This window comes from Shewanella decolorationis S12 (assembly GCF_000485795.1).
Classification (GTDB): Bacteria; Pseudomonadota; Gammaproteobacteria; order Enterobacterales; family Shewanellaceae; genus Shewanella; species Shewanella decolorationis.
The window spans coordinates 1-23509 of record NZ_AXZL01000060.1 but is presented as its reverse complement, the minus strand read 5'-3'; the positions used below and the strand labels follow the sequence as shown (position 1 = coordinate 23509).

General features: G+C 49.8%; 18 protein-coding genes. 8 read left to right on the top strand and 10 right to left on the bottom strand.

The features are described from left to right. Positions 1-61: 61 nt before the first annotated feature. Together serB and SHD_RS08000 are read left to right on the top strand one after the other, a co-directional pair. Positions 62-1054, top strand: a complete 993-nt coding sequence (gene serB, locus SHD_RS08005; RefSeq protein ID WP_023266649.1) for a phosphoserine phosphatase SerB — start codon at positions 62-64, stop codon at positions 1052-1054. Positions 1055-1136: 82 nt separating this feature from the next. After that, positions 1137-2138: an alpha/beta fold hydrolase gene (locus SHD_RS08000; RefSeq protein ID WP_023266648.1), complete on the top strand. Its 1002-nt coding sequence runs from the start codon at positions 1137-1139 to the stop codon at positions 2136-2138. Positions 2139-2154: 16 nt separating this feature from the next. Here the strand turns inward: SHD_RS08000 and SHD_RS07995 are convergent, their stop codons facing one another. Beyond that, positions 2155-4527 (bottom strand): PilZ domain-containing protein, encoded by a 2373-nt coding sequence (locus tag SHD_RS07995; RefSeq protein ID WP_023266647.1) that lies wholly within the window; start codon positions 4525-4527, stop codon positions 2155-2157. A 147-nt stretch (positions 4528-4674) separates the two neighbouring features. Between SHD_RS07995 and radA the strand changes: the two genes are divergently transcribed. After that, complete coding sequence (gene radA, locus SHD_RS07990; protein WP_023266646.1) at positions 4675-6039, top strand: DNA repair protein RadA; 1365 nt, start codon at positions 4675-4677, stop codon at positions 6037-6039. A gap of 87 nt (positions 6040-6126) precedes the next feature. Here the strand turns inward: radA and SHD_RS07985 are convergent, their stop codons facing one another. Beyond that, positions 6127-6498: a PilZ domain-containing protein gene (locus SHD_RS07985; protein WP_039977896.1), complete on the bottom strand. Its 372-nt coding sequence runs from the start codon at positions 6496-6498 to the stop codon at positions 6127-6129. A gap of 200 nt (positions 6499-6698) precedes the next feature. Here SHD_RS07985 and torR point away from each other — a divergent pair, with 200 nt between their 5' ends. Further along, complete coding sequence (gene torR, locus SHD_RS07980) at positions 6699-7409, top strand: two-component system response regulator TorR (protein ID WP_039977861.1); 711 nt, start codon at positions 6699-6701, stop codon at positions 7407-7409. A gap of 8 nt (positions 7410-7417) precedes the next feature. On the opposite strand, the gene torT is transcribed toward torR, so the two are convergent. Continuing rightward, positions 7418-8485, bottom strand: a complete 1068-nt coding sequence (torT, locus tag SHD_RS07975) for a TMAO reductase system periplasmic protein TorT (protein WP_023266643.1) — start codon at positions 8483-8485, stop codon at positions 7418-7420. 56 nt (positions 8486-8541) lie between these two features. Here torT and torS point away from each other — a divergent pair, with 56 nt between their 5' ends. After that, positions 8542-11583 carry a TMAO reductase system sensor histidine kinase/response regulator TorS gene (gene torS, locus SHD_RS07970; protein WP_039977860.1) on the top strand — a complete coding sequence of 1014 codons (3042 nt, stop codon included), beginning with the start codon at positions 8542-8544 and terminating at the stop codon, positions 11581-11583. A 267-nt stretch (positions 11584-11850) separates the two neighbouring features. Here torS and torD read toward each other — a convergent pair whose 3' ends face one another. From torD to torE, 4 genes are all read right to left on the bottom strand, one after another. Continuing rightward, on the bottom strand, positions 11851-12480 hold the full coding sequence (gene torD / locus SHD_RS07965) for a molecular chaperone TorD (protein ID WP_039977858.1): 630 nt from the start codon (positions 12478-12480) through the stop codon (positions 11851-11853). A gap of 67 nt (positions 12481-12547) precedes the next feature. After that, entirely contained in the window at positions 12548-15037 is a 2490-nt protein-coding gene (torA, locus tag SHD_RS07960) for a trimethylamine-N-oxide reductase TorA (protein ID WP_023266640.1), read from the bottom strand. Positions 15038-15052: 15 nt separating this feature from the next. Next, complete coding sequence (gene torC, locus SHD_RS07955) at positions 15053-16231, bottom strand: pentaheme c-type cytochrome TorC (RefSeq protein ID WP_023266639.1); 1179 nt, start codon at positions 16229-16231, stop codon at positions 15053-15055. Between the two features lie 27 nt (positions 16232-16258). Then, complete coding sequence (torE, locus tag SHD_RS07950; protein WP_023266638.1) at positions 16259-16429, bottom strand: trimethylamine N-oxide reductase system protein TorE; 171 nt, start codon at positions 16427-16429, stop codon at positions 16259-16261. 517 nt (positions 16430-16946) lie between these two features. Here torE and SHD_RS07945 point away from each other — a divergent pair. Further along, complete coding sequence (locus SHD_RS07945; protein WP_023266637.1) at positions 16947-18299, top strand: NCS2 family permease; 1353 nt, start codon at positions 16947-16949, stop codon at positions 18297-18299. A gap of 30 nt (positions 18300-18329) precedes the next feature. Here SHD_RS07945 and SHD_RS07940 read toward each other — a convergent pair whose 3' ends face one another. The 3 genes from SHD_RS07940 to SHD_RS07930 form a co-directional block, all read right to left on the bottom strand. Further along, a complete protein-coding gene (locus tag SHD_RS07940) occupies positions 18330-18761 on the bottom strand; it encodes a CBS domain-containing protein (protein WP_023266636.1) in 432 nt (143 codons plus the stop codon). Between the two features lie 99 nt (positions 18762-18860). Next, entirely contained in the window at positions 18861-20633 is a 1773-nt protein-coding gene (gene olsF / locus SHD_RS07935) for a bifunctional ornithine lipid synthase OlsF (protein ID WP_459538777.1), read from the bottom strand. Between the two features lie 119 nt (positions 20634-20752). Next, the gene (locus SHD_RS07930; protein ID WP_023266634.1) at positions 20753-21835 is read right to left on the bottom strand and encodes a UDP-2,3-diacylglucosamine diphosphatase; all 1083 of its coding nucleotides are present in this window, start codon (positions 21833-21835) and stop codon (positions 20753-20755) included. A 757-nt stretch (positions 21836-22592) separates the two neighbouring features. Between SHD_RS07930 and SHD_RS07925 the strand changes: the two genes are divergently transcribed. Further along, a complete protein-coding gene (locus tag SHD_RS07925; RefSeq protein ID WP_023266633.1) occupies positions 22593-23051 on the top strand; it encodes a hypothetical protein in 459 nt (152 codons plus the stop codon). A 118-nt stretch (positions 23052-23169) separates the two neighbouring features. Further along, a partial coding sequence (locus SHD_RS07920) for a hypothetical protein (RefSeq protein WP_039977856.1) occupies positions 23170-23509 on the top strand: 340 nt, incomplete at its 3' end.

Genomic DNA, 23509 nt, shown 5'->3' with positions numbered 1-23509 from the left:
GAGCGCTTGCCTAATCATAATTGATTCTGAGTGAGCCCGATAGTTGGAGAACACGAGTCCTATGGAAAGCTTGAACCAAAATGCGCTGTTTGTATGGTTAGCTGCTAGCCCTTCACCTCGCTTTGAATATCAGGGGCTTGGTTTCGAGGCTTATCAGGAATCGTCTACGCGGCCATCCCAGAGCGGATGTGCTATGCGTCTGATTTACGAAGATTTAAGCATTGAAGACTCATTAGCGGCTTGGATTGTTTCTCTGGCTAAAAGCCTTAAATTAACTTCGCTCTCCATCGCACCTATTCGCCGTCAAGTGGCGCTACATTGCGTTGAAGTTGTGCTTCCCGTGGAGCCGAGTGCCGAGCTGTTAGCTACTTGTCCATCGCAGGTGGAGTTACACCTTATTCGCGGCCCATTACCTAAACTGAGCGAGCCGGGTTTACTGGTGATGGATATGGATTCTACCGCGATCCAAATTGAATGTATCGACGAACTTGCCGCAATGGCAGGGGTAGGCGAGCAAGTGGCGGCAATCACGGAGCGCGCCATGCAGGGCGAGCTGGATTTCGAGCAGAGTTTGCGCCAAAGGGTTGCCCAGCTTCAGGGCGCCGATGCCAAGATCATCCAAACCTTGTGTGACACTTTGCCACTGATGCCGGGCCTTGAGGCCATGCTGACCGAGCTTAAGTCGCACCATTGGCGTTTGGTTGTTGCGTCAGGAGGCTTCACGCCGTTTGTTGGCTACTTAAAACAGCTGTTGAATTTAGACGCGGCATTTGCCAACGAATTAGTGATTGCGGACGGCAAGCTTGCTGGAACCGTGACGGGGAAAGTCGTCGATGCCCAGTTTAAGGCCGATGTGGTTAACCGTTGTAGCCAAGACTGGCAGATCCCAGCTGGGCAGCGTGTCGCCATCGGTGACGGTGCCAACGATATTCCTATGGTGCAGGCGGCGGACTTTGGCATAGCCTTCCATGCTAAGCCTAAACTTGCGGCAGCGGCGGATGCGCGGATCCGCAGTTTAGATCTGCGCGTACTGCCTTATCTGCTGCAGTTTTAACTCATCCTCTGTATCAGAGTCGTTTACATTAGAGTAATGACTCTTGTTTTTTGACGCTTAGCTGGTAGTTTAGTGTTCATTAATGGACTACCAGCGACTGACTTTGACTTCCTCTGCATCCCAACACTCGGCGCCAACGCCTGCACAAACTTCCCTCTATATTCCGTACCGAGATGGACAGCTGCATCTGCGTCAGTTGTTGCCTGCTAATGCGGATTTTTCGAAGCCACCGATCTTGATGTTACATGGTGCCATGTCCAATGGCCGGGTATTTTACAGCCAAAGTGGCCGAGGCTTAGGATGCTTTCTCGCTCAGGCGGGCTTTGTGGTGTATGTGCTGGATACGGCGGGCAGAGGTTTGAGTCTACCCAAAATTGCGCGTGGGTTTACTCTCGGGCAAGGGGAGGTGATCCGCGAGCAGCTGCCATTAGTGCAGCAGCATATTTTGAATATGCATCAACAGCTTTGTCAGGAGCTGGGGAAACTTGCTTCATCGCAGCTGCATTGGTGTGCGCATTCTTGGGGTGGCGTGTTGATGGCGAGCGCCTTAGCGCGTTACCCAGAATTACAGCAAAGTGTGCGGTCACTACTGACTTTTGGCAGTAAACGCACGATTCGAGTGAAGTCCTTTAAAAAATGGTTGATGGTCGATGTGTTTTGGAATCGTCTCGCCCCGAGTTTAGCCGTGGGACAGGGGTATCTCGCCGCAGATAAGCTGCGTGTCGGTATGGATAACGAGAGCCGCGCATCGTTAACTCAAAGCATAGATTGGGTGCGTGGAGAGTGGCTCGACCATGATGATGGCTTCGATTACGGCAAGGCGGCGAAGGCGGCCAATTGGCCCGTCGCGTGGTTTATTGCCGGGCAAAATGATACTGTGCTTGGACATCCCGAAGATGTCGCCGATATGATCTCTGAGTGTGGTTTTCGCCAAGTGAAATACACTCTGCTCTCAAAGGCGAATGGCTTTAAACACGATTATGGTCATGCGGATATGCTGACCCATCTGGATGCGATGGGGGACCATTTTCCAATGATCCGCGATTGGTATCTCGGATTTGAATTGGCGGTGTTAAAAGACTAGGGCGACGTGCTCTCACTTATTTTTGCAGCGCAGGGTAGCGCAGCTCCACCTCTTGGGTGATATCGAGTAGTTCACCTACACCGATAATTCGCCAGAGTTGTTCCTCGAGTTGTTTCGCCCTGTGGTTGGCGTGGATATTGATGTATTCCAATTCGCGGCGCAGATAACCCATATCCGGTTTCTCGGTCGCTCCACGGTAAATCCGCAGCGCCATAAAGCGTCCCGCCAGTTTGCTTTGGTTGATAAAGGCGATTTTGGCCTGCGCATCCCCAAGTTCGGTGGCAGGAACACATTTTAAATGGAATTGGCCGCGGGACTGGCGGGTCAACTGGATAAACACCTCAATAAAATCCATATCCTGCTGTGGCTTCATTTGGCGAATAGGATCGAGAATATCCCGTTTAAAGAATCCATCTTTTAACAGCGGAGCGAGATTATATTGCAGGGTATCCGAGGAGCCTGCGGCAAAAATATCGCTAATTTCATCATGTTCAGTGCTGACACCTAGGCAGGCGACTTGGGCTGATTTTGTTGTTTTCTCAACAAAATAGGGGACTGAGTGTAGCTCGCGTAAAAGGATGTTTTTTAAGCCATCAGAAAGTTCGTTTGCTTCACTATTATTTTCAGTGAGTTGCTCGAGTTTTTCGCGATTGTGAGCGATCAGCTTATTTAAAAACTCAACGCCAACATGGGGGGTATGTCCCATGACCGCGGCTAAATGAAGAGTCACGCCATTTTTACGGGTACGCACTAGGCGATAGGGCAAATTATCTAGTTGGGTTTTACCCGCAATAGTCTGCAACTTAGGCAAACTAATCATTAATGGTTTATTCGCAACAAACGCTGCGGGATTATCTAAGGTGAGTTGCATGCCGCGCCCAGAAATATCTAAGGTAATCCCAGTCGCTTTTATGCCTCCTTGTGACACATTCACTAAGGTTTTAAAGGCGAAACGCGCTTCCTGCCTGCGCTCACTAAATTGCATCGAAATTGGCTTAATTTGATGTGCGGTGAGGCGCTGCTGACCAAAGGTCTTGAGCGCATTGGCATTACTATCGTCTTGCCAGGCTTTATAGGTCGCTCTTTCATCCTCGTTGGTCAGATCGATAAGTTGCAGCATATGGCTGAACTGGGCTAATTGTTGCTCTACCAGCGGGCTGTATTTAGCTTCATCCCCTGGCAAGGTCGCACGGCGATAGCCTTTCGCATGGTAAATCTTATCGGGAATAAGCTTAAAAATACGCCAGCTTGGTTTTGTTGAGGCAAAACCTAGGAATAAGGGCATCATGCCCTTGGATTTTAATTCGGCTAAGGTGGCGGAATAAAAATATAACGCGCCTTGGGCATTGTAGGTAAAACTAAAAAACAGTCCGTAATCCGGATTTTCAGGGTGGCTGAGCAGCGCAGAGAGCCGCGCGGGTGTCAGCATGGCGGGCAGCTGGCTGATATCATTCTCATCTTGAAAATAATGTACTATCTGCTGATTGTCGCGGCTTAGCAGCATATGGCTAATCGATTGCGTTTGTTGATTAAAAAACAAAGGTAAATGCGGCAAATGTGGAAGATAGTGGCGTTCAAAGCCTAGGCCTGATGCTGTCACCAAGACATCGTTCACATCGAGTTTGTAGCGGAGTTTGTAGCCCCTAATCAAATTACCTAGCATTTCACCTAGGGCGTCAGTGCCACTAATTCGCTTTAACCTTAGCCAAATAAACTCACCGTTGGCTTGGCTGTCGACAATTTGATAATCGACCCCGAGTTGCAGATCGGGATAGTAATATTCCTCGCTCAGCTCGAGCAGTTTGACCTTGAGAGGCTTGTCGAGATCGAAGGGATGATTCGCCCCCAAGCGAATACGCGCACCACCAATGGATAAGTCCACGGTGATCCCCGGCATTTCGGTTCGCCCGGGTTGCGAAACTGCAATACGGATACTGTAATTCATCCGCTCTTCGGCGCGGTTAAAATAGCTGCCGAGCACTACACCCGGAACCATAAAAGGTTCGGGTTCAACGCCGTCCGTTTGTTGTGTCACCTGACGTAGCTTTTGTCGCCGTTGTTGATGAGCGGCGATGACGTATTCATACACGCCCAGCGTATATTTATTACGATATAAGGACATCGCTTCTTGCAGGCTATGTTTGGCAGGCTCATCTAGGAAATGACGTTGTTGGCCAAGCATGACTTCGGTGCAGGGTAACTCAGATTTGTCCCTAAGATCGATAATCCGAGTGCAGGGCGAGGCCAAACGATTCAACTCCATTTTCAACAGAAAACGGGTGGAATTGTTTTCATCGGCAGTCAGCTGCTGAAAAATCTCTTGGAAATTGGGTTCCATGAGTAGCGGCTTGAGCTGTTCTATGAGCGCATTATGGTTATCTAAACTCATGTAGGGATCTTTTCTAATGCTTATTTCATCTCAAGCTAAGTGAAACTCATGTCTTCAGATGGTTTGGGTATATGCCGTGCTGTGTTAGTCTTATGTCGGCAGTATTCATAGTTACTTAAATTGATTTTATACAGATTTTAATAAGTTATGGCAAAGAATAAAACCGCGTACGTGTGCAATGAGTGTGGACAAGATTTTCCTCGTTGGCAAGGGCAGTGCAGTGCTTGCCACGAGTGGAATACCATAACCGAAGTGCGTTTAGGTGCCGCTTCGCCTGGACGGGGAACGAAGTTTGCGGGTTATGCCGGTGCTGGCAGCAGCGAGGTTAAAACCTTAGATCAAATAGATCTCAATGCTTTACCTCGTATCGTGAGCCATTTTGGCGAGCTCGACCGCGTACTTGGGGGCGGCATAGTCCCAGGCTCCGCCATTCTGATTGGTGGTCACCCCGGTGCTGGTAAGAGTACGTTGTTGCTTCAAACACTTTGTTATCTTGCCGAGCAAATGCCAGCGCTTTATGTCACAGGGGAAGAATCCCTGCAGCAAGTCGCTATGCGGGCCCATCGCTTAGGGCTGCCGACCAATAAATTGAGGATGTTATCCGAGACCAGTGTGGAGCAGATTTGCGAAGTGGCCCTGCAAGAATCGCCAAAAGTCATCGTCGTCGACTCTATTCAAGTTATGCACATGAGCGATGTGGCTTCGAGTCCGGGCAGTGTATCGCAGGTACGTGAATCGGCCTCCTATTTAACTCGCTTTGCTAAGCAAAACGGTATTGCCGTGATTATGGTAGGGCATGTCACCAAAGACGGCAGCCTCGCTGGGCCTAAAGTGCTCGAGCACTGTATCGATTGCTCAGTGATGTTTGAAGGGGATAGCGACAGCCGTTATCGCACCCTGCGCTCCCACAAGAACCGTTTCGGAGCGATTAACGAGTTAGGCGTATTCGCCATGACCGAGCGCGGTTTGAAGGAAGTGGCTAACCCTTCGGCGATTTTCCTCTCCCGCGGCGAGGAGGAATCCTCGGGCTCCTTAGTCATGGTGGTGTGGGAAGGCACGCGTCCGCTGTTGGTTGAATTGCAGGTGCTGGTGGACAATTCAGCCATGTCGAACCCGCGACGTGTCGCGGTGGGGATGGATGCGAACCGTTTGGCCATGTTACTTGCTGTGATGCATCGCCACGGTGGTTTACAAATGTCGGATCAGGACGTGTTTGTGAACGTCGTTGGTGGGGTTAAAGTGACGGAAACCAGTGCCGACTTAACCTTACTGCTGGCCATGGTGTCGAGTTTCCGTGGCGATATTTTACCGAGCGATTTAGTGGTGTTTGGTGAGGTGGGGTTATCTGGGGAAATTCGTCCCGTGCCAAATGGTCAAGAACGCCTCGTCGAAGCCGCCAAGCATGGCTTTAAGCGGGCGATAGTGCCCCGTGCGAATGTGCCGAAAAAGCCGCCCGCAGGCATGGAAGTCGTAGGGGTGTCGAAACTATCGGAAGCGCTTGAAGCGATTTAATTTTCAATAAAAAAAACAGCGCCCAATGGCGCTGTTTTTTTATGGATTCTTCGGCGGTGCAGCCTGTTTCACACTCAACTTTTTCACTTAATCAGCGCTGTTGTGTTTTTCGATAAATAGCGCTAATTCACGATTCAGTATCGACGCATCGCCCAGGTTCAACTCAACGATGCGTTTCAGATGGCTGATACTATCAACATCAATAAAGTTACACTTCAATCCCAACTGTTGATTGCGTTGATGCACTAACTCGGTTTCCATTTGCAGCTCAATATCCGAGCCCTGCAAGCTAAAACTAAGGGTGATAGGCTCTCCTGCATGGCTGAAACCTGCGGGCTCTTCCACTAAAGCGCCATTCAGGCTGAGGTCAAGAATGGTGGTTTGCCATTGTTTATCGCCTTGGTGTAGCGACGCACTTGCGGCAAACAAGATCCGTGAAAAATTGCGTCTTTCATCAATCACTAATTCTTTATCTTTCATAGTTTGTTAGTGCTCACCCCAGTCAATATGCCTAAGCATATGTCATATTCAGGTCGCTGTAAAAGCCCGGCAGTTTTTTGTGCAATAAAGCAACGCAGATCGCACATTTCACCTTTTCCTCATATGCAAATATGAAAAAGTATGAATAATTCAGTTAAGCAAAATAAGAGATGTTGAACATGGCCTATAGTGTGCTCGTTGTCGATGATGAAGCAGTGATTCGTGCGCGATTGAAAGGATATTTTGAAAAAGAAGGTTACCGCGTTGTCGAGGCGGCCGATGGCGAGCAGATGTGGCATGAGTTTAATCGTCAACATATTGATTTAATTATGTTGGACATTAATCTGCCTGGGGTGGATGGCTTAAGTTTAACACGTGAGTTACGTAGCCGTTCCCATGTGGGGATTATCTTGGTCTCGGGCCGTGATGAATCAATTGATAAAATCGTAGGTCTCGAGATGGGCGCCGATGATTATGTGACTAAGCCCTTCGAGCTGCGGGAGCTATTGGTTAGGGTTAAAAATCTACTGTGGCGGATTTCTCTGGTAAAACAAGCCGAACAAGCGCTGGTGCAGGAATTATCAGAGCCCGACGATGTGATGAGTTTTGAAGGTTATCGGCTTGAATTAAACAGCCGTAAGTTGCGCCAAGGGGAGGAGCTTATCAAGCTCACTAAGGCCGAGTTTGAGTTGTTAACCGCCTTTGCTTTGCATCCGCAGCAGGTACTTTCCCGCGAGCGCTTAATGCAGCAAACCAGTCATCGCAATCAGGATGTGAATGACAGAACCATAGATGTGATCATCCGCCGCCTACGTAATAAGCTTAATCCCGAACTCTTTGTCACTGTCCATGGTGAGGGTTATTTATTTGCCGCTAAGGTGGAGGACTAGGGTAAAGATTAAGGCCGTACTTGATATAAAGGATAAAAATCCGCTTCAGCGAGGCTAACGCTAAGATCCGATAGGGTATTTGGTGAAGTCGTGCGCTCAACGATAGCAGGACCTATATCGCCAAAAGGCGCAGCGCCTTCGAGCTGTTTTACCGTGACATCGATGGCGAGTTTGCCCTGTAACACGACCAAGTCATCATTGCTGTATACCACTTTTTGGCGTTTCAAGCCGCGTAGAATCGCAGGAGATAAGTAACTGCTCACCAGCTTAATGTCTTGCGTCAGCTGTTTTTGTTTGAGGGTGCTGACGGCGGCTTCTATCGCCACGGCACTGCCGAGAATATAGTTGGGGCGCTGAGCCTTAAGCAGTATCTGTAATTGGTCGCGGTAGAGATTGCGATTGTTATCGGCATGCTGAATCGCACTGATGCTGACATTGCTGCCCTCGAGGGCATGGCGAATGCCTTGTTCGACTAAATCTGTGCCGCCTAGGTTTTCAGGGCCCGCTAAGAGGGCCAAGGTGGTCGGCTGGGTTGGGGAATGCGCCTTGGCATCTGCCTTAATAAAATTGCCTGCGCTTAGCCCCATTTGATACCAGTTAACGCCGATATGGGTCTGCACTTGCTCTGCATTGAGTTTATTGACTAGGGCGAGCACGGGTTTGGTTAACGGCTCGGAGAAATGTTCGAGCAGATTGGGACTCACGGCGCCAAGCAAAATCGCGTCGTAATCTCCCTTCATACAGGCGCTTAATTGCTCGAGCTGTTTATCTTGATGGTAGTAGCTGCCTGCTTCGAACAGATCCAGCGACACGCCGAGGTGTTTCGCCTGTTGGATCAGGCCGTAGTTGATGCCAATCCAATAGGCGTCCTTAAGATGAGGCACTAAGGCACAAATGCGCCAAGCCTGTTGTGCTTTACTCAGGGGATGATAATCAAGCGCCTGCGCCTGTTGAATTTTGGCATTAAAGGGATGGCGTTGCTCTAATGGCCAAGTTTGGCTGTTGGCGTCAGCAGTCGGTAAACATAACAGCCCAAAAGTGGTGAGTGTGAGCAAAGCTTGCCAAAATTTTCCCATTGTCTCGTATCATCCACAGTGATTATCTCGAAGGCATTGTAACAGAAGGAACAAGTGTGGCGCCTTTATCTTTATCGCGAAGTAGTTTAACCGGCAGACTCATGCTCGCCTTCGGCGTGCTTGGGGTATTGCTGTTGCTACTGGTTAGCTTAGGTAGCCTGAGTTTGCATTGGCTCAAACAGGCCGACAGTTACCTGTATGAAGAATCCTTACCCGCCTCTCAAGCCGCGCGCCAATTAGTGCAGGCCTCTAATGCCTTATCCGATGGCGTGACCCAGTTAGGCCAAGTGGAGGATGAGCGGCAGCGGGAATTTATCGGCCGTAAGCTCAGCCTTGAAAGCGCCACAATGTTAAATAGCATCAAAGTGTTACTAACACTGGATGTGAACGAAGATAATCATTTATCCGTATTAGCTGGGCAAATCATCGAGCAATTAACCTTACTGGGTAAGAGCGTGGGCCAGCGCCTTACCTTGGGCGATGAGTTGCAGCTCAGGGCCCGCGAATTATCGGTTGCCGCAGGCCGAGCCTCTGAGCTATTGCAATCCGAATTGGCGGTTGTCGATTCGGCGATTTTGGCAAAACTCAGCCAAGCCTATCCGGATATGGCGGGAGATAAACGCAGTGGCCAATTGCTCGATGATGTGATTGAGCGAGAGTTAGATGTGCAGGAGCAGCTCAACCGTGCGCTCAAGTTAGTACATCAAATTGCGCTGCTCAGTCAGTTATTTGAGGCATCCGAACTACAGTCTGAGCTGCAATTGAGTGTTCCCCGTTTATTGGCAACCTTTGCCAGTACTGCACCATCGCACCCCATGGCGCAGCATCATCCAACGCAAGGGATGGCTATCGAGCTGGCGACCACTGAGGCGCCAGTGGCAGAGGTGGGTATCGATTTAATGGCGCTCACCACTGTGGCTGAGCTTATCCGCGACCCCGGCAGGCTCAATGCCCTAAAAACGGAGCTGGCTATTCTTCTCCATACCCCAAAAATCATTAAATTACAGCGAGAACTGAGCCAAAGCCTGCAGCGCCAACAGCGGCAGCAGCAGGAGTTAGCGGAAAAACTCTATAGCCTCAATACGCGGGTGGACAGTGCACTTAATCAACAGCAGCAGCGGGCGGAGCTGGCGCGCAGTGATTATTTAATGCAGTTGTCTTACGCCCGCTTGGGACTGTGGGGCACGGGCATATTAATGTTGGTTATCATAGCCGTAGTGGTTTATCGGGTGATCTATCGCGGCATTGCCTTGAGGTTAAATCAGGCAACCGAGGCCATGTCGCGCTTAAGTTTAGGGGACACCAATGTGAGCCTCGATGCCCACGGTGACGATGAGTTGACCGCCATGGCCAATGCCATCGAGGCATTTAAGCGAAAAACCGCCCACAACCTGAAATTACAGACGGATTTACGTCAGGTCGCCGATGAGCTGACCGAGCATAAAAAAGCCCTCGAACAAACCGTGGCCACGCGCACACAGGAATTGGCCGAAGCCAACCTGCGCCTCGATGCGGAGGCCAAAGGCCACGCTAAGGCAAGAATCGTTGCCGAGGAGGCGAGTCAGGCAAAATCCCAATTCTTGGCGACCATGAGCCATGAGATTCGCACCCCGCTCAACGGCTTACTCGGGACGCTTACCTTACTCGGCCATAGTCAGTTACCGCCCGCGCAGCAACAGATGCTCGCGCTGTCGCAATACAGCGGCACGCTGCTGCAAACTGTGCTCAACGATATTCTCGATTTCTCCCGCCTCGAGCAGGGCAATCTAACCAATGAACCGCGGCCAACGGATATTAACGCCTTGCTTGATGAAGTGCTGGCGATCATGGTGGCGGGCGCTAATTTGGCAGGATTGAGCCTAAGGCTGAATCGTCCCCAGTTACCCGCGTGTATTCATATCGATGGCCCTAAGTTGAGGCAAGTGCTGTTTAACTTGATTGGTAACGGCATTAAATTCACCCCAGAAGGCGGCGTGAGTCTTAATGTCAGCGTGCGAGGCGATAAGTTGGCCTTTGTGGTGGCCGATACCGGCGTGGGGATTGCGCCCGAGGTGCGCGAGCAATTATTTATGCCTTACTGCGTATTGCCTAATCAGGGGCGCAGTCGTGGGACGGGATTGGGGCTTGCCATCTGCAAACAGTTAGTTGAACTGATGGATGCACAGGGGCCGGGAATTTGGGTTAAGAGCGAACCTGGCAAGGGCAGTGAGTTTGGTTTTGAGCTGAGCTTTACCCAATGTGATAAGGCATTGGATACGCAAACTCAGGAGCAAAAACAGGTTAATCCCCTACGGGTGTTAGTGATTGAAGACAACAAGGTTAATGCCATGGTTGCGCAGGGATTTTTGGCGCATTTAGGCCACAGTTCCTGCTTGGCCGTCAGTTGTCAGCAGGCGCTGGCGCATGTGAGTGGCGATAAGGCTTTCGATGCCGTGATGCTCGATATTCAGCTGAGTGATGGCTCGGGCCTCACCCTATTACCCCAGTTAAAGGCGTTATTCACCAATGACAAGGTGAAGTTTGCCGCCTTTACCGCGCAGATGCAGACGGAGGAGCTTAGCCTTTATCGGGAGGCGGGGTTTGATACTGTGTTAGCTAAACCCTTGAGCCTGCAAACCCTGACAGAATGGTTAGGTGTTGCTTCGTTGCCAGCGTTTGCGCCATCTTCTTCTGGGAGTGAGAGTCCTGCGTTGTCAGCGAGTCCTTCCTTAACCTTCGCATTTGCGGAACCATTGGCGCAATCGGCTGAAACCTTGTTAGATCTTAACCAGTTACAGCAAGATCTTGAGGTCTTGGGCGTGAAAGCCGTGAGTGATATGTTGACGCTCTATCGAACATCCAGTACTGAGCAAATGGAGCAACTCTCGGTGCTAAGCTCTGTGGCGCATATCAGCGAGGGCGCAAAACTATTGCACGCGCTTAAGGGCAGCAGTGCCAGCATGGGGCTAAAAGCACTGACTCAGTGCTGTCAGCAGTGGGAGAAAGCACTAAACACCACAGGGGAAAATGGATTGGATAGCAAAGCCGTCACTGAATTAACAGCCTGCTGGCAGGCATCGATAATAGCGCTTGAGCACTGGCTAACAAGACAGAATTAGCAACACAGGGCTAGCAACACCGGATTAGCAGCAAAGGCTTATCGATAAGAGGTTAGCACTAGGCGTGAGCCGTCCTGAGTCGTACATAAGCAAAACGTATTTCTGCCTAATCAATGCAAATCGAGTGATAAAAAGGCGGCTCCCATGGGAGCCGCATTTCGTTAACTTATTCCAGGACGAGACATGAGTTATTACTTTGAGTCTTAATGCGACTCAGGTTTAACGCGACTCAGGTGTAACGCTAATCGGGCTTTACGCTTATGGCGATCAATGCATTGCCTGTTCTAACTGCTGTTTATCTTGCTGCACCCAAGCTAGGGTGAGTGTGGCGAGGGCGCTGTAAAAGCCATTGCTGTGCTTGCTATCGCACTCAACGACCTTGGCGACAAACTTGGCTAACCATGAGTCGATACAAGCATTGAGGAAGTTTAACTGGGCGGCATCTTCACTGTGACAAGTTAAGTGTCCCATATAGGCGAGGATCACGGCTAAGTGATCGGCAGGCTCAGGGAAGTGACTCTGCACTTGCAGCTTGCTCTGGTGTAAAAACTCGCTCATTTGTTGATGCTGCTGCCCAAAGAGCAAGGGTTCTTCCTCGCGACTCAAGTACAGGCTGGCATAGGGCGAGGCACTGTGCTTTGTGCCTACAAGGAATAAACCGCAATAATCGGCGGCAAGTTCGAGCAAGGCTTCATCGCTCGTTAAGCCATTTAGCACCTTCTGTATGCTGGCCACTGGCGCACTTAACTCGGGCGCATAGCCCAGTTGTGTCCAGAATTGCTGCGCTTGATCACTGGTGAGTTGCTTAAGGCGCTGCTCATCAATTTCACGGGCAAACAGAGAAGATAGCAGCTGATACACTAAGGCTCTGGCATGATTGATATCGACGTTGCTCATCGCATGTTCCTCAAGATTAACAGTGGCATGCACCTAGTTAACTAGGCGCATAGCCTTGTGGGCTCGGTTAGATTTCGACTTCGATAGGGCCATCGAAGGAGCTGACCTTAGGGACTTTGCCTTGGTATTTCTCAAACTCGACCAGACAAGTATAGGCTGAACAGGCTTGAGCTAACTTAGAGGTGCCAATGTCTAAGGTCAGTGTATTTGGGTCACCATAGCTACACAGGGCACCGATTTCGGCGCCACCTTCGACGCTGCCATCTTTACCCACTGGGCCATACCATGCGCCTTCATGAATTCGCACAACGCCTTTAGGGAAGCGTTCCGATACCACGGCGCCTGCTAACAGTTGGCCACGGTCGTTAAAGACGCGCACTATATCGCCATCTTTAATGCCGCGCGCTTTGGCATCCACAGGGCTGATGTAGATGGGTTCGCGGCCGTTGACTGTGTAAGTTTCGCGGTATTCCTTCGATTCACACATCTGTGAGTGCAGACGTTTATCCGGATGGCAAGATTGTAGCCACACAGGATATTTGTCTGAACCCGGGCCACCATGGCTACGCTCGGCTTTTTCCATCCAAATTGGGTGGCCTTGGCAGTCGTCATAACCGAACTGTTCAATCTTACGGCTGAAGATTTCAATCAAACCAGAAGGCGTGCCTAGTGGGTTGATTTCAGGATCGTTTCTAAAGTCGGCGTGGCGTGTCCACAGCTCGCCATCACCAAAGTGCACATAACCTTGCTTCCAGAAGGTGGCAAAATCTGGCATCTCATACTTACCCGCGTTCGCGGCTTTACACTCGTTATAGAGGGTTTCTATCCACTCCATTTCGCTCATATTGCGGGTGTATTCTTTCTCTTTACCCATCAGCGCGGCAAAGCGAGTGAAGATTTCAAAGTCTGACAAACTTTCAAACAGCGGCTCCACCATCTTCTGCATCGCCAAAATACCGCGGTTAGCATAGGCGCCGTATACGTCGATATCGTTGCGCTCATAGGTTGTGCAGGCGGGCAGCACTATGTCGGAGAAGCGGCAAGTCGCCGTCCAGTTCACATCGATAGTGACCACGCATTCCAGTTTATGGAAGGCTTGCTTCATGCGGTTACGGTCTTGATGGTGGTTCCATGGGTTATTGCCCGAGAAAATCATCATCTTAATATCGGGATACACCACTTTCGAACCGTTGGCATCAATGGTTTTGCCGGGTTCGAGGATCGCATCAATCCAACGGGCGACGGGAATCGTGCTGCTCGCGCCTTTAAAGTCGGTGCTATCGAACAGGGGTTTTTGGTTCTCGTCTAAGTTACGTGGGAAGGCGCCGGGCGCCGCCGCATTGGTTGCAGGCACACCAATACTGGAGTAGTGGTGACCATAGCTGATGCCGCCGCCTGGTAAGCCAATTTGACCTATCATGGTCGCGAGGACTGCGGCCATCCAGTAAGGTTGCTCACCGTGTTGTTGGCGCTGAATACACCAACCCATCATGATTTGAGTGCGGCCCTTAACTAAGGTTTTCGCCAGATCGCGAATGATGTGTGGCTCAACCCCGCAGATTGGCGCTGCCCACTCTGGCGTTTTGGCGATACCGTCTTTAGTGCCCATCACGTAAGGCACAAACTCTTCAAAGCCTAAGCTGTAGCCTTGGATGAATTTATCATCGTAAAGCTTTTGGCTGATCATCTCATGGGCGATGGCCAGCATCAGCGTCACGTCAGTCTGTGGGTTAACATACAACTGCTCACAGCCAAGGTAGGCCTGAGTTTTGGTGACCACAGGGTCGATGCTGATCACGCGGATCTTGCCCTGTTTGACCTTCTCTTTTAACTGAGCGAGGTAAGCGAAGGCCTCATGGGTTTCGGCGTTCCAACCCACTTGCAGGTTTTTATATGGATCGTTTGACCAGAGCACAATAGTGTTGCTGTTTTCTAAGATCAGCGGCCAAGAGGTGCCTTGGGCATACACTTCGGTTGAACCTAACACATAGGGCAGAATGGTTTGGCCGGCACCAGTGGAGTAGTCACCGATTTTCTTCACATAGTTGCCGTGCATCCCCACCGCACGCTGCATATGGCTGGTGCTGGAATGCAGTTGCCCGGTTGCGCGCCAGCCGGTTTGCCCCGCGTGTAAGCCCGATGGACCGTATTTGGTTTGGACTTCATCGAGTGAGTGTTTAAACAGCTTTAATGCTTTATCCCAGGTCACGCGAACGAAGCGGAAGTCCCCCCGTTGCTGGGTATTGCTCTTATGGCCTTTCAGTAAAAAGTCTAAGCGAACCATAGGGTAACGCACGCGGGATGGGTTATAGACCATGCCGCGGATACCGTTAATCATGTCCGTTGGATATTTATCTAAATCGAAAGCTTTGACCTCGGCAATCACACCGTTTTTACGTTTGATTTTAAAGGCGCCAAAGTGTGAGCCCGTGGTCAGCCATTCGTCTTCATTTAAGCCCGTGCTGGCCAGCGCGTTTAAGGGCGCTAACACTGAGCAGCCACCTAAAGCAACGAAAGAGGTTGAGGCTAAGCCTTTTAAAAAGTCTCTTCTGTTCATGGTATTACTCCCGAATTAGTGCTCTTTTTTCACGAAGGTTGACGAATGTTCCTGCAGGTATTTCTGCACTAGCGCTTGGGTGTCTTGGTCCATGTTCACGAAGGCCAACATGCCTTGGAACATGCCAGGCCAGGTATTGGCATCGAAATGCGCTTCATCTGGCTGGGTGTGGCACACACTACAGCTTGAGCGGAACGTGTCGCGGGCATAGCCCCAGAGTGGTTGCAGCTCGGTGAGCAGGTAATCCTTATCGGTCCAGATTTGGGCTTCAACCCGTTGCCATTTCAGGCCTGTCATTGGGTCTTCTTCCTCTTCAAAGGTTTGGATAACACCTTCGGTTTCGGCTGCATCTTTGCTTAACTGCGCCGACAGAATGTTTACGCCAAAGTCCATGTAGATCACGCGGCCTGCGCCGATTTTCTTACGCCAGCCATCGATACCAATTTTGATGCGCTTACCTTGAGTTTCGAGCACTTTGACCTTGGTAGCGACGTTTAAGGTACCGGCTTCAACATCACCTTTTTCACTAAAGAACAGGGGTTTAGTCAGGGCGCTGTAGTAGGTTTGGTTGGTTTCGACTGAGCTGACGCCAGCACCGACTTCTGCGATGAGTTCGGGTGCACGGGCCGTGCCCATTTCAGGTAAATGGTGGGCAATGCCTTTGTGGCAATCGATACAGCTTTGGTCGATTTCGGCGGCGCGTTTCATTTGTTTTTGCGCCAGTGGTGACATGCTTTCCCACTTCATCGATTTGTAGTTGTGGCAGTTTTTACAGGCCAGCGAATTGTCGCGATCGAAACGTTTCCATTCGCGGCTCGCCATTTCGAGGCGTTTAGCTTCAAATTTTTCAGGGGTGTTGACCGTGTTAAATAACCAGCCCCAGACATCGTGGGAGGCTTCCATCTTACGGGCAATCTTACGGCTCCAGTTGTGGGGCACGTGGCAGTCGGGGCATGTGGCGCGCACACCAGAGTGATTCGACCAATGCACAGTCTCCTGCAGCTCTTGGTAGGGCTTGCTCTCCATACTGTGGCAGCTGATACAGAAGGCTTCGGTGTTGGTAGCTTCCAATGCGGTGTTAAATCCGCCCCAGAAGATGATGCCCATGATAAAAGCACTGATGCTGACAGCGCCTAAGGTCAGCGCTTTTGTGGGTTTGTTTAGTGTGCGCCAGAGGTTGATTAACCACTTCATAATAGCGTCCTCAAAAGTTACAGTGAATTAGTGGCCGACAACGCCGCCGAAGGCTTGGATCATCCAAATGATGAAACCGTAGAGACTGATCCCCGCGATAGTCAGTGCGGGAAAGAGTATGAAAATGATGAATCCCAGCGCCTTTAACTCATTGCTGCGTGTGGACTTATCCGATGTTTGCATGGTGGGCTTTGTCATTGGGAAGAGCTCCGTTCGAAAGCGATTTTTGATAGGAGCACTATAAAGGGGAGATGTGAATGGACTTGCCTGCTGGGATGAATGGGCTTTGACAATATATGAAAAATTATGAAAATTTTAAAAAGCCAATAAGTTTTGCTTTTACTGACAGAGAGTTAATTGTATTTCTGTGATCTAACTCGGCAGTTTGTTGTGCGGTTTAGGCGTTTTTTTGAACACTGATTTTGAATTTATTCGCTAATTATTTACTGAAGTGCAGGCGAGGTCTTAGCTATCTGGCGGCGTTTACAGTATTATCCGCGCCCAACAAAGGCTGCGTTTGTGTCGTTGAAGCCATTTTAACGATGCAAAGCGTCACTGCTTGCAGATCATAGATTTTTCCCGATGTAGGAAAATGAAGTGGATCTCTCACCCAAGTCGTTGGATTTGGGGCTCTAATCTGCCGCAGCCGGCGTCGCCAATGGCTAAGCCAATTGGTATCGACCCTATTTTAAGAGATCACAAGGTATAACAAGATATGTCTGAGCAATTGAGTTCAACAGCCGTACCCTCTGGTTCGTTTCTGGACCGTTTTTTTTTAATTCAACAACGTGGTAGCACAGTTCGCCAAGAAGTGATTGCAGGGTTAACCACCTTCCTCGCTATGGTGTACTCAGTGATTGTGGTACCCAATATGTTAGGCAAAGCGGGATTCGATCCCGGTGCCGTGTTCGTCGCCACCTGTTTAATTGCCTCCTTTGGCTCGCTGCTGATGGGACTCTGGGCGAATCTGCCTATGGCCATTGGTTGTGCAATTTCACTCACCGCCTTTACCGCCTTCGGCTTGGTGTTAGGTCAGGGCATGAGTATTCCTGTGACCTTAGGCGCCATCTTTTGGATGGGGGTGATTTTTACCGTCGTGAGTGTCACTGGCGTGCGTCAATGGGTGCTGGCTAACCTACCCAAGGGGATTGCGCACGGTACAGGTATCGGTATTGGCTTGTTTTTACTCTTAATTGCCACTAACAGTGTGCAGTTGATTGTGGCCAATGACGCGGGTCTGCCTGTGAAGTTAGGCGACATTAACAGCCTGCCCGTTATCGCCACCGTGCTGGGGTTAGCGGCCACTATCGGTTTAGAGCGTCGCGGTGTACCTGGTGGTATCTTGCTGGTGATTATCGGCCTCTCCCTGTTCGGTTTAGTGTTTGATCCTAGCGTGAAATTCCAAGGTTTATTCGCCGTGCCTGATTTTACCTCTGAGCACTCGCTAATTGGCCAAATGGATATTATGGGCGCTTTAAATCCTGTGGTATTACCGATTGTGCTGGCGCTGGTGATGACGGCGATTTTTGATGCCACGGGCACCATTCGCGCGGTAGCGGGGCAAGCCAATCTACTGGATAAAGACGATAATATCGTTGGCGGCGGCAAGGCATTAACGTCAGATTCTGTCAGCAGCATGTTTGCGGGTATTGTCGGCGGCGCTCCTGCGGCGGTGTATATCGAATCGGCGGCAGGGACAGCGGCGGGCGGTAAGACAGGCTTAACGGCGACCATAGTCGGTGGATTGTTCCTGCTGATGGTGTTTTTAGCGCCGCTCAGCTATTTGGTGCCTGCCTATGCGACGGCGCCTGCGCTGATGTATGTGGGGCTATTGATGCTCAGCAATGTGACTAAGTTGGACTTTAACGACAAGGTCGATGCGATGGCGGGCTTAACCTGCGCCGTGTTCATTATCCTTAGCTGTAACATTGTGACCGGTATTATGCTCGGCTTTGTAACCTTAGTGGTTGGCCGTATTTTTAGCGGCGAATGGCGTCAACTTAAGTTAGGCGTGCTCGCCATTACGCTGGGCCTGGTGGCCTTCTATATGGGCGGCTGGGCAATCTAGGTTACTCTATAAAGTTGAAAGCGAGTGCTGCTAGCACTCGCTTTCATTCACCTCATTGTGTTCACAATAGGCTCGCAGTAAATCCTTCCAAGTCACTATCCCGACCAAATCGCCATTATCGAGCACAGGCAAACAGCCAATATTGTGTTCCAGCAGAGTGTGCGTCGCGGCATCGAGCGACACATGCGGCGCAACGGTCACCGGATTACGGGTCATCACCTGATGGACGCGTTTTTGTAGGGTTTCGAGATCTTTCGAGGTTTCGGCGCTGCTGCCTAGATTCGGGCTGATGGCACGCAGCAAGTCGCGCTCCGACAACACGCCTTCGAGTTTATATTCATCCACCACCAGTAGATGGTGGAAGTTTGCCTGCTCGAAAATCTCCTTCGCCACGGTTAAACGATCGTCCATTTCGACCGTAACGACTCGGGTACGCATAATATCGGCGATAATGATCGGCATGATAAACCCTTCCAAGGATATGTATCCTTAATGCACTGTATTACAGATACTTATAACAGACCGATGTTTATTTAGCCAATATCTTAGACAGGATTATTCCTAATCCTGCTCGTCGGTTTCGTCTTCCGTCATCAAGGGGTTGCGTAAGTCTTCGGGCAAATGGGCGCCGATATAACGTTGGTACTTTTTCCCTTTGAGTTTATGGGTATCGACCAAGACTAAGCCATCGACACAGTCGCCGAAATCGGCATCGATCCCGAAGGCGAGAAACTTGACCCCATCCTGCTTACACAACTCGCCATACTGCTTGTACAGGGTAGGCACTGCGGCGCCCATACTCGCCAGCATTTGTTTGAGTTGCTTAAAGTGGCTTGGGTAATCCTCGCCGGAATAGAGTTCATCCAACTGCAACTTGCGCTGCTTGGACAGGCCAAAAGGCGACATAGACACCGCGAGCGGCTCTGCTGGCGCAAACTCCTTGGAGTAGAAATGCACTAACATCTCGCGTGCGCTGCCAGGCAGTTGATTACTGATAGAAACGGGACCAAACAGGTAGCGATATTCGGGATGTTTAGCGAGGAAGGCGCCAATACCAAACCAGAGGTAGTCGAGACTGCGTTTGCCCCAATATTTGGGCTGCACAAAGCTGCGGCCAAGTTCTAAGCCTTGTTTGACAAAGGGCATAAAGCCGTCGGCATATTGGAACAGAGATTGGCTATAGAGGGCGTTGTCGCCGTAGCGATTTAGCACTTGCTCACCGCTGGCGAAACGATAGGCGCCGACAATTTCAAACTGTTCTTTATCCCACAGCACCAGATGTTGGTAGTAGGAATCGTATTTATCGATATCGCGGCGCTTGCCCGTGCCTTCACCGACGGCGCGAAAGGCGATTTCCCGCAGGCGACCAATTTCACGCATGATGGGATTGCTGTCCTGATGCTGATACAAATAAATCAGCTTGTTATCTTGGGTTTCACCGAGGAGTTCACATTGTTGCAGCGCGGCTTGTAGCTCTCGGCGCGACTCAGGGTGAGCGATGGCGCTTTGGGTGATAAACAGTGGATCTTTATCTTTGCCGATACGATATAGATGATTTTTAAGCAGTTTTATCTTGGTTTTTAGCGGAAAATCCATCGAGCGCACGGCTTCATTCGGGATAAGCTCGCCGATACGAATGGGCATATTGCGTTTGGCCTGCTTAAACATCTCCTTGACTAGTAGCAGTGTGGCTAAGGGTTTGTAAATCATTGAGGCACCGTAGAAGGTGGCCGAGTTTTTGGCATCCAAAAAGATTGGCAGCAGCGGCGCATTACAGGAAATCGCCATCTTTAAAAAGCCCGAATGCCACTGGGTATCGCGCACGCCGCTCGGGCGCAGGCGAGAGACTTCTCCTGACGGGAAAATCAGTACCGCGCCTTCATTACGTAAATGCTGGTGGATTTTTTCGAGGTGCTGTTTCGGCGTGCCGCCCGTCATATTACGTACTGGCAGCAAAATGGAATGCAAAGGCTTAAGTGCCATCAATAGTTCGTTAGCCACGACTTTAATATCGGGGCGGATCTCACTAATCAGTTTTATCAATGCGAGGCCATCGAGAGAACCAATCGGATGATTGGCGAAGATTACCACACGGCCTTCGCAGGGTATATTTTCGACCTCGTTGGCGGGCACGGTAAAGCTAAAATCGAAGCTGGCGAGCACTTGCTCGACAAAATCGACCCCTTGCAGATAGGCAAATTGATTGGCGATATCGTTACATTGTTTTTCATTCAACAGGTAACGCAGCATGGCCTTAGTCGGCTTGGCTAACCAAGGTTTGTCCTTGAGGGCGGGTAGGTTTTGCTCCACCACATTATCGACGGTAAAGATCATCGAACTGGCTTTTAAGGCGGGCAGTGGCATGGCCGCCGATCCAGTGCCTGTGCTCTGACTTAAAGCATTGGCGCTTAATGACTCGGTATTTGGGGTTTGAGGAGTTAATTGATTCATGATTAGGCGACATCCCTTGGTTGGATTTCTGCTTGTTTGGGGCTGTGCGTGGCCGTTTGTGGAATAGGTTTTGGGGCGTTAACAGGCGCTTTAGGCGGCGTTTGCGCCAGAACAATACTGCTCAGAATATCGAGGTTTAAGCTTTGCTCGTTCCAGCGGCAGAGCTGTAATTCCCCGCTTAAGGTTTCGGTGATTAGGCTGCAGTTTTCGACCCAGTCGCCATCATTGGCGTAGATTATCTGGCGCTTATCCGGCGTGCTGTATTGGTTCTCTCGAGGGTGAATCGATAGCTCTGGCTGGTGGATATGGCCGCAGATCACGCCATCTACATCATAGTGCTGGGCATAATTCACCACGGCTTGGCGGAAACGGGCGATCGCCGTCTGCGCCTTGCCAACGCGGGATTTGATATAGCTGGCGAGAGACCAATACGGGTAGCCTAAACGCTCACTCAGGCGATGGAGATTGCGGTTGAGGAACAGCAACAAGTCGTAGAGATGATCGCCTAAGATGGCGTAGAAGCGCCCAACGCAAACATCGGCATCGAACTGATCGCCATGCAGCATTAACAGTTTGTGGCCGCTAATCCCCTGATGAATATGTTGGCGAGCAATCTTGATATTCAGTAGTGTCAGTTCGGCATAGGGCTTGATTAACTCATCGTGGTTACCCGGCAGATACATCACCTGAGTGCCGTTTTGTGCCAGTTCAATCAGCTTTTGCAATACCTTATTGTGGCTCTCGGGCCAGTGCAGGCGGCGTTTGAGCGCCCATAAATCCACAATATCGCCGACCAGATACAAGTGCTGACAACGCACGGTATTTAATAGGCTTAACAGATAGTCGGCTTTGCAATCCTTACAACCTAGATGGATATCCGATAGCCAGAGGGCGTTGACTGTGATGGTTTGGTTATTTACGGCGTTGCTGGCGTTGGCAATATGTGATGTTGAGAAGGAAGTAGTGTTAACACTGGATGTAGCATTGTAGGAAGAGTTGGAAGGAGTGTTACGGGAAGAGTTGCGGGGAGCCTTGAGTGCGTCGATAAGCGTGCGATCAAGTCCCCTGTAATTAGCTCCAGTCATCTCATATTCACCCTATGCGGCTGTTGACTGCCTTAGAGATTAGTGACGGGCTTTGACTGAATGATGAAGCTTAAGTGACATGCAGATGACAACAGGGTTGATTAGTCGGGTGTTAACCCGTCAATATTTGTTCTGGATGCAAATCTAATCGACAGTTTGATGGTTCGACTTAGAAGTTATGTGCCCATCTTTTTTATAGTTTGAATGCTCTAATCAAAATCAAAGTTGTGTGGTTTAACCCACTGATTTTTAATCAAGAGTCGACCAAGGAGGACTGCTCGTCTTATCAAAAACGTCCATGTTAAACTGACAGCTCGATATCCCTATCTCGCGCTCAAAACGACCGTTGGCCTTCGCCCTTGGATGCTCCAAGACGTCCCTAACGGAGTTGAAAGCCCCTTGTGCTCATTGCCAAATTTGCTATCGCTTCCGCACTCTTTATTAAATCAAGATCTCTATTCGCCCTGTGGCAACTCCGAGGGGAGGTGTATTCCTTGGCGTTTTGAGTCGTTAGATAGCGATTTACCTGCAAAAATAAGTGTGAAAAAACAAGAAAGGTAAAATGATATCAAGTGATTAGCTATCAAACTGTATAAAAAAACGCTACCGCCAAAAAGCAAATTCCTATAGCATCATTTATACAAATTGATATGGATGTGGCAGCGGCCATATTTGAGATTTAGTGAACAAGCGATTTATGCCTTGCAAACAGCGCAGCGCATAAATACTTAGACGTTAGGGCTACTAAGGAGTATCTGTGAAATATTTAGTAATTGTTACTTTGATTCTTTTGTCTGGGTGTGCTTCCCCACCAAAGGATATCAATGAGTTTTATAGCGGAAAATTTGCAGTGAGAGATCTTTCTACTCCTTATAGCCCAGAGCAAACTCACAATTTATTGTTCACTGAGCTAGTGAAATGTTATCAACGAGAAACATCTTCGATCATCCCTATTCCTGCAGTTGGAGCAGCAGTCAAAGTAAGCCAGTCGTCGTATGTTGAATATAACGTTCTGGAAAATGGTACTAGACAACTTGCTCTGGTAGGCGAAGCAGGTTGGAACCGTTTTTATCAGCAGTTAGTAGAAATAAAAGCAGCCCCAAATAACACCACTTTAGTGCAGGTTTATGAAATCAGTTCTGGCTGGGAAAAACACACTGCAAGAATAGCTGGTTGGCTAAAAGGTCAAGAAGCATCGGGGTGTGGTTTGTGGTAGCCCTAGTAAGCGCTAGTAAGCGAATACCGAAAAGTACCGAAACAGGACACCCAACCTTAATAGCGCGAAAGTAAACCTCCTACTATGCTTTGGTTAAGCATTGAACAAGGAGGTTTGTATGCCGCGCCCTCGCAGAACCCAGATAAGCCTTGAAGACACACCCTATTACCATTGCTGTAGCCGCGTGGTTCGGCGAGCATTTTTATGTGGTGATGATAGTTACTCGGGTAAAAACTATGACCATCGCCGTGGTTGGGTAGAATCGCTACTGTTTGAACTTGAAGCTGTTTTTGCTATTGATGTGGCGGCGTTTGCGGTGATGTCCAATCATCTGCATGTGGTGCTGCGAGTCGACATCGAGACGGTCAATCGTTGGACAGACCGCGAAGTGCTTGAGCAGTGGCATAAGTTGTTTAAAGGCGATGAATTAACGCATAAATTCGTGAAAGGTGAGTTAG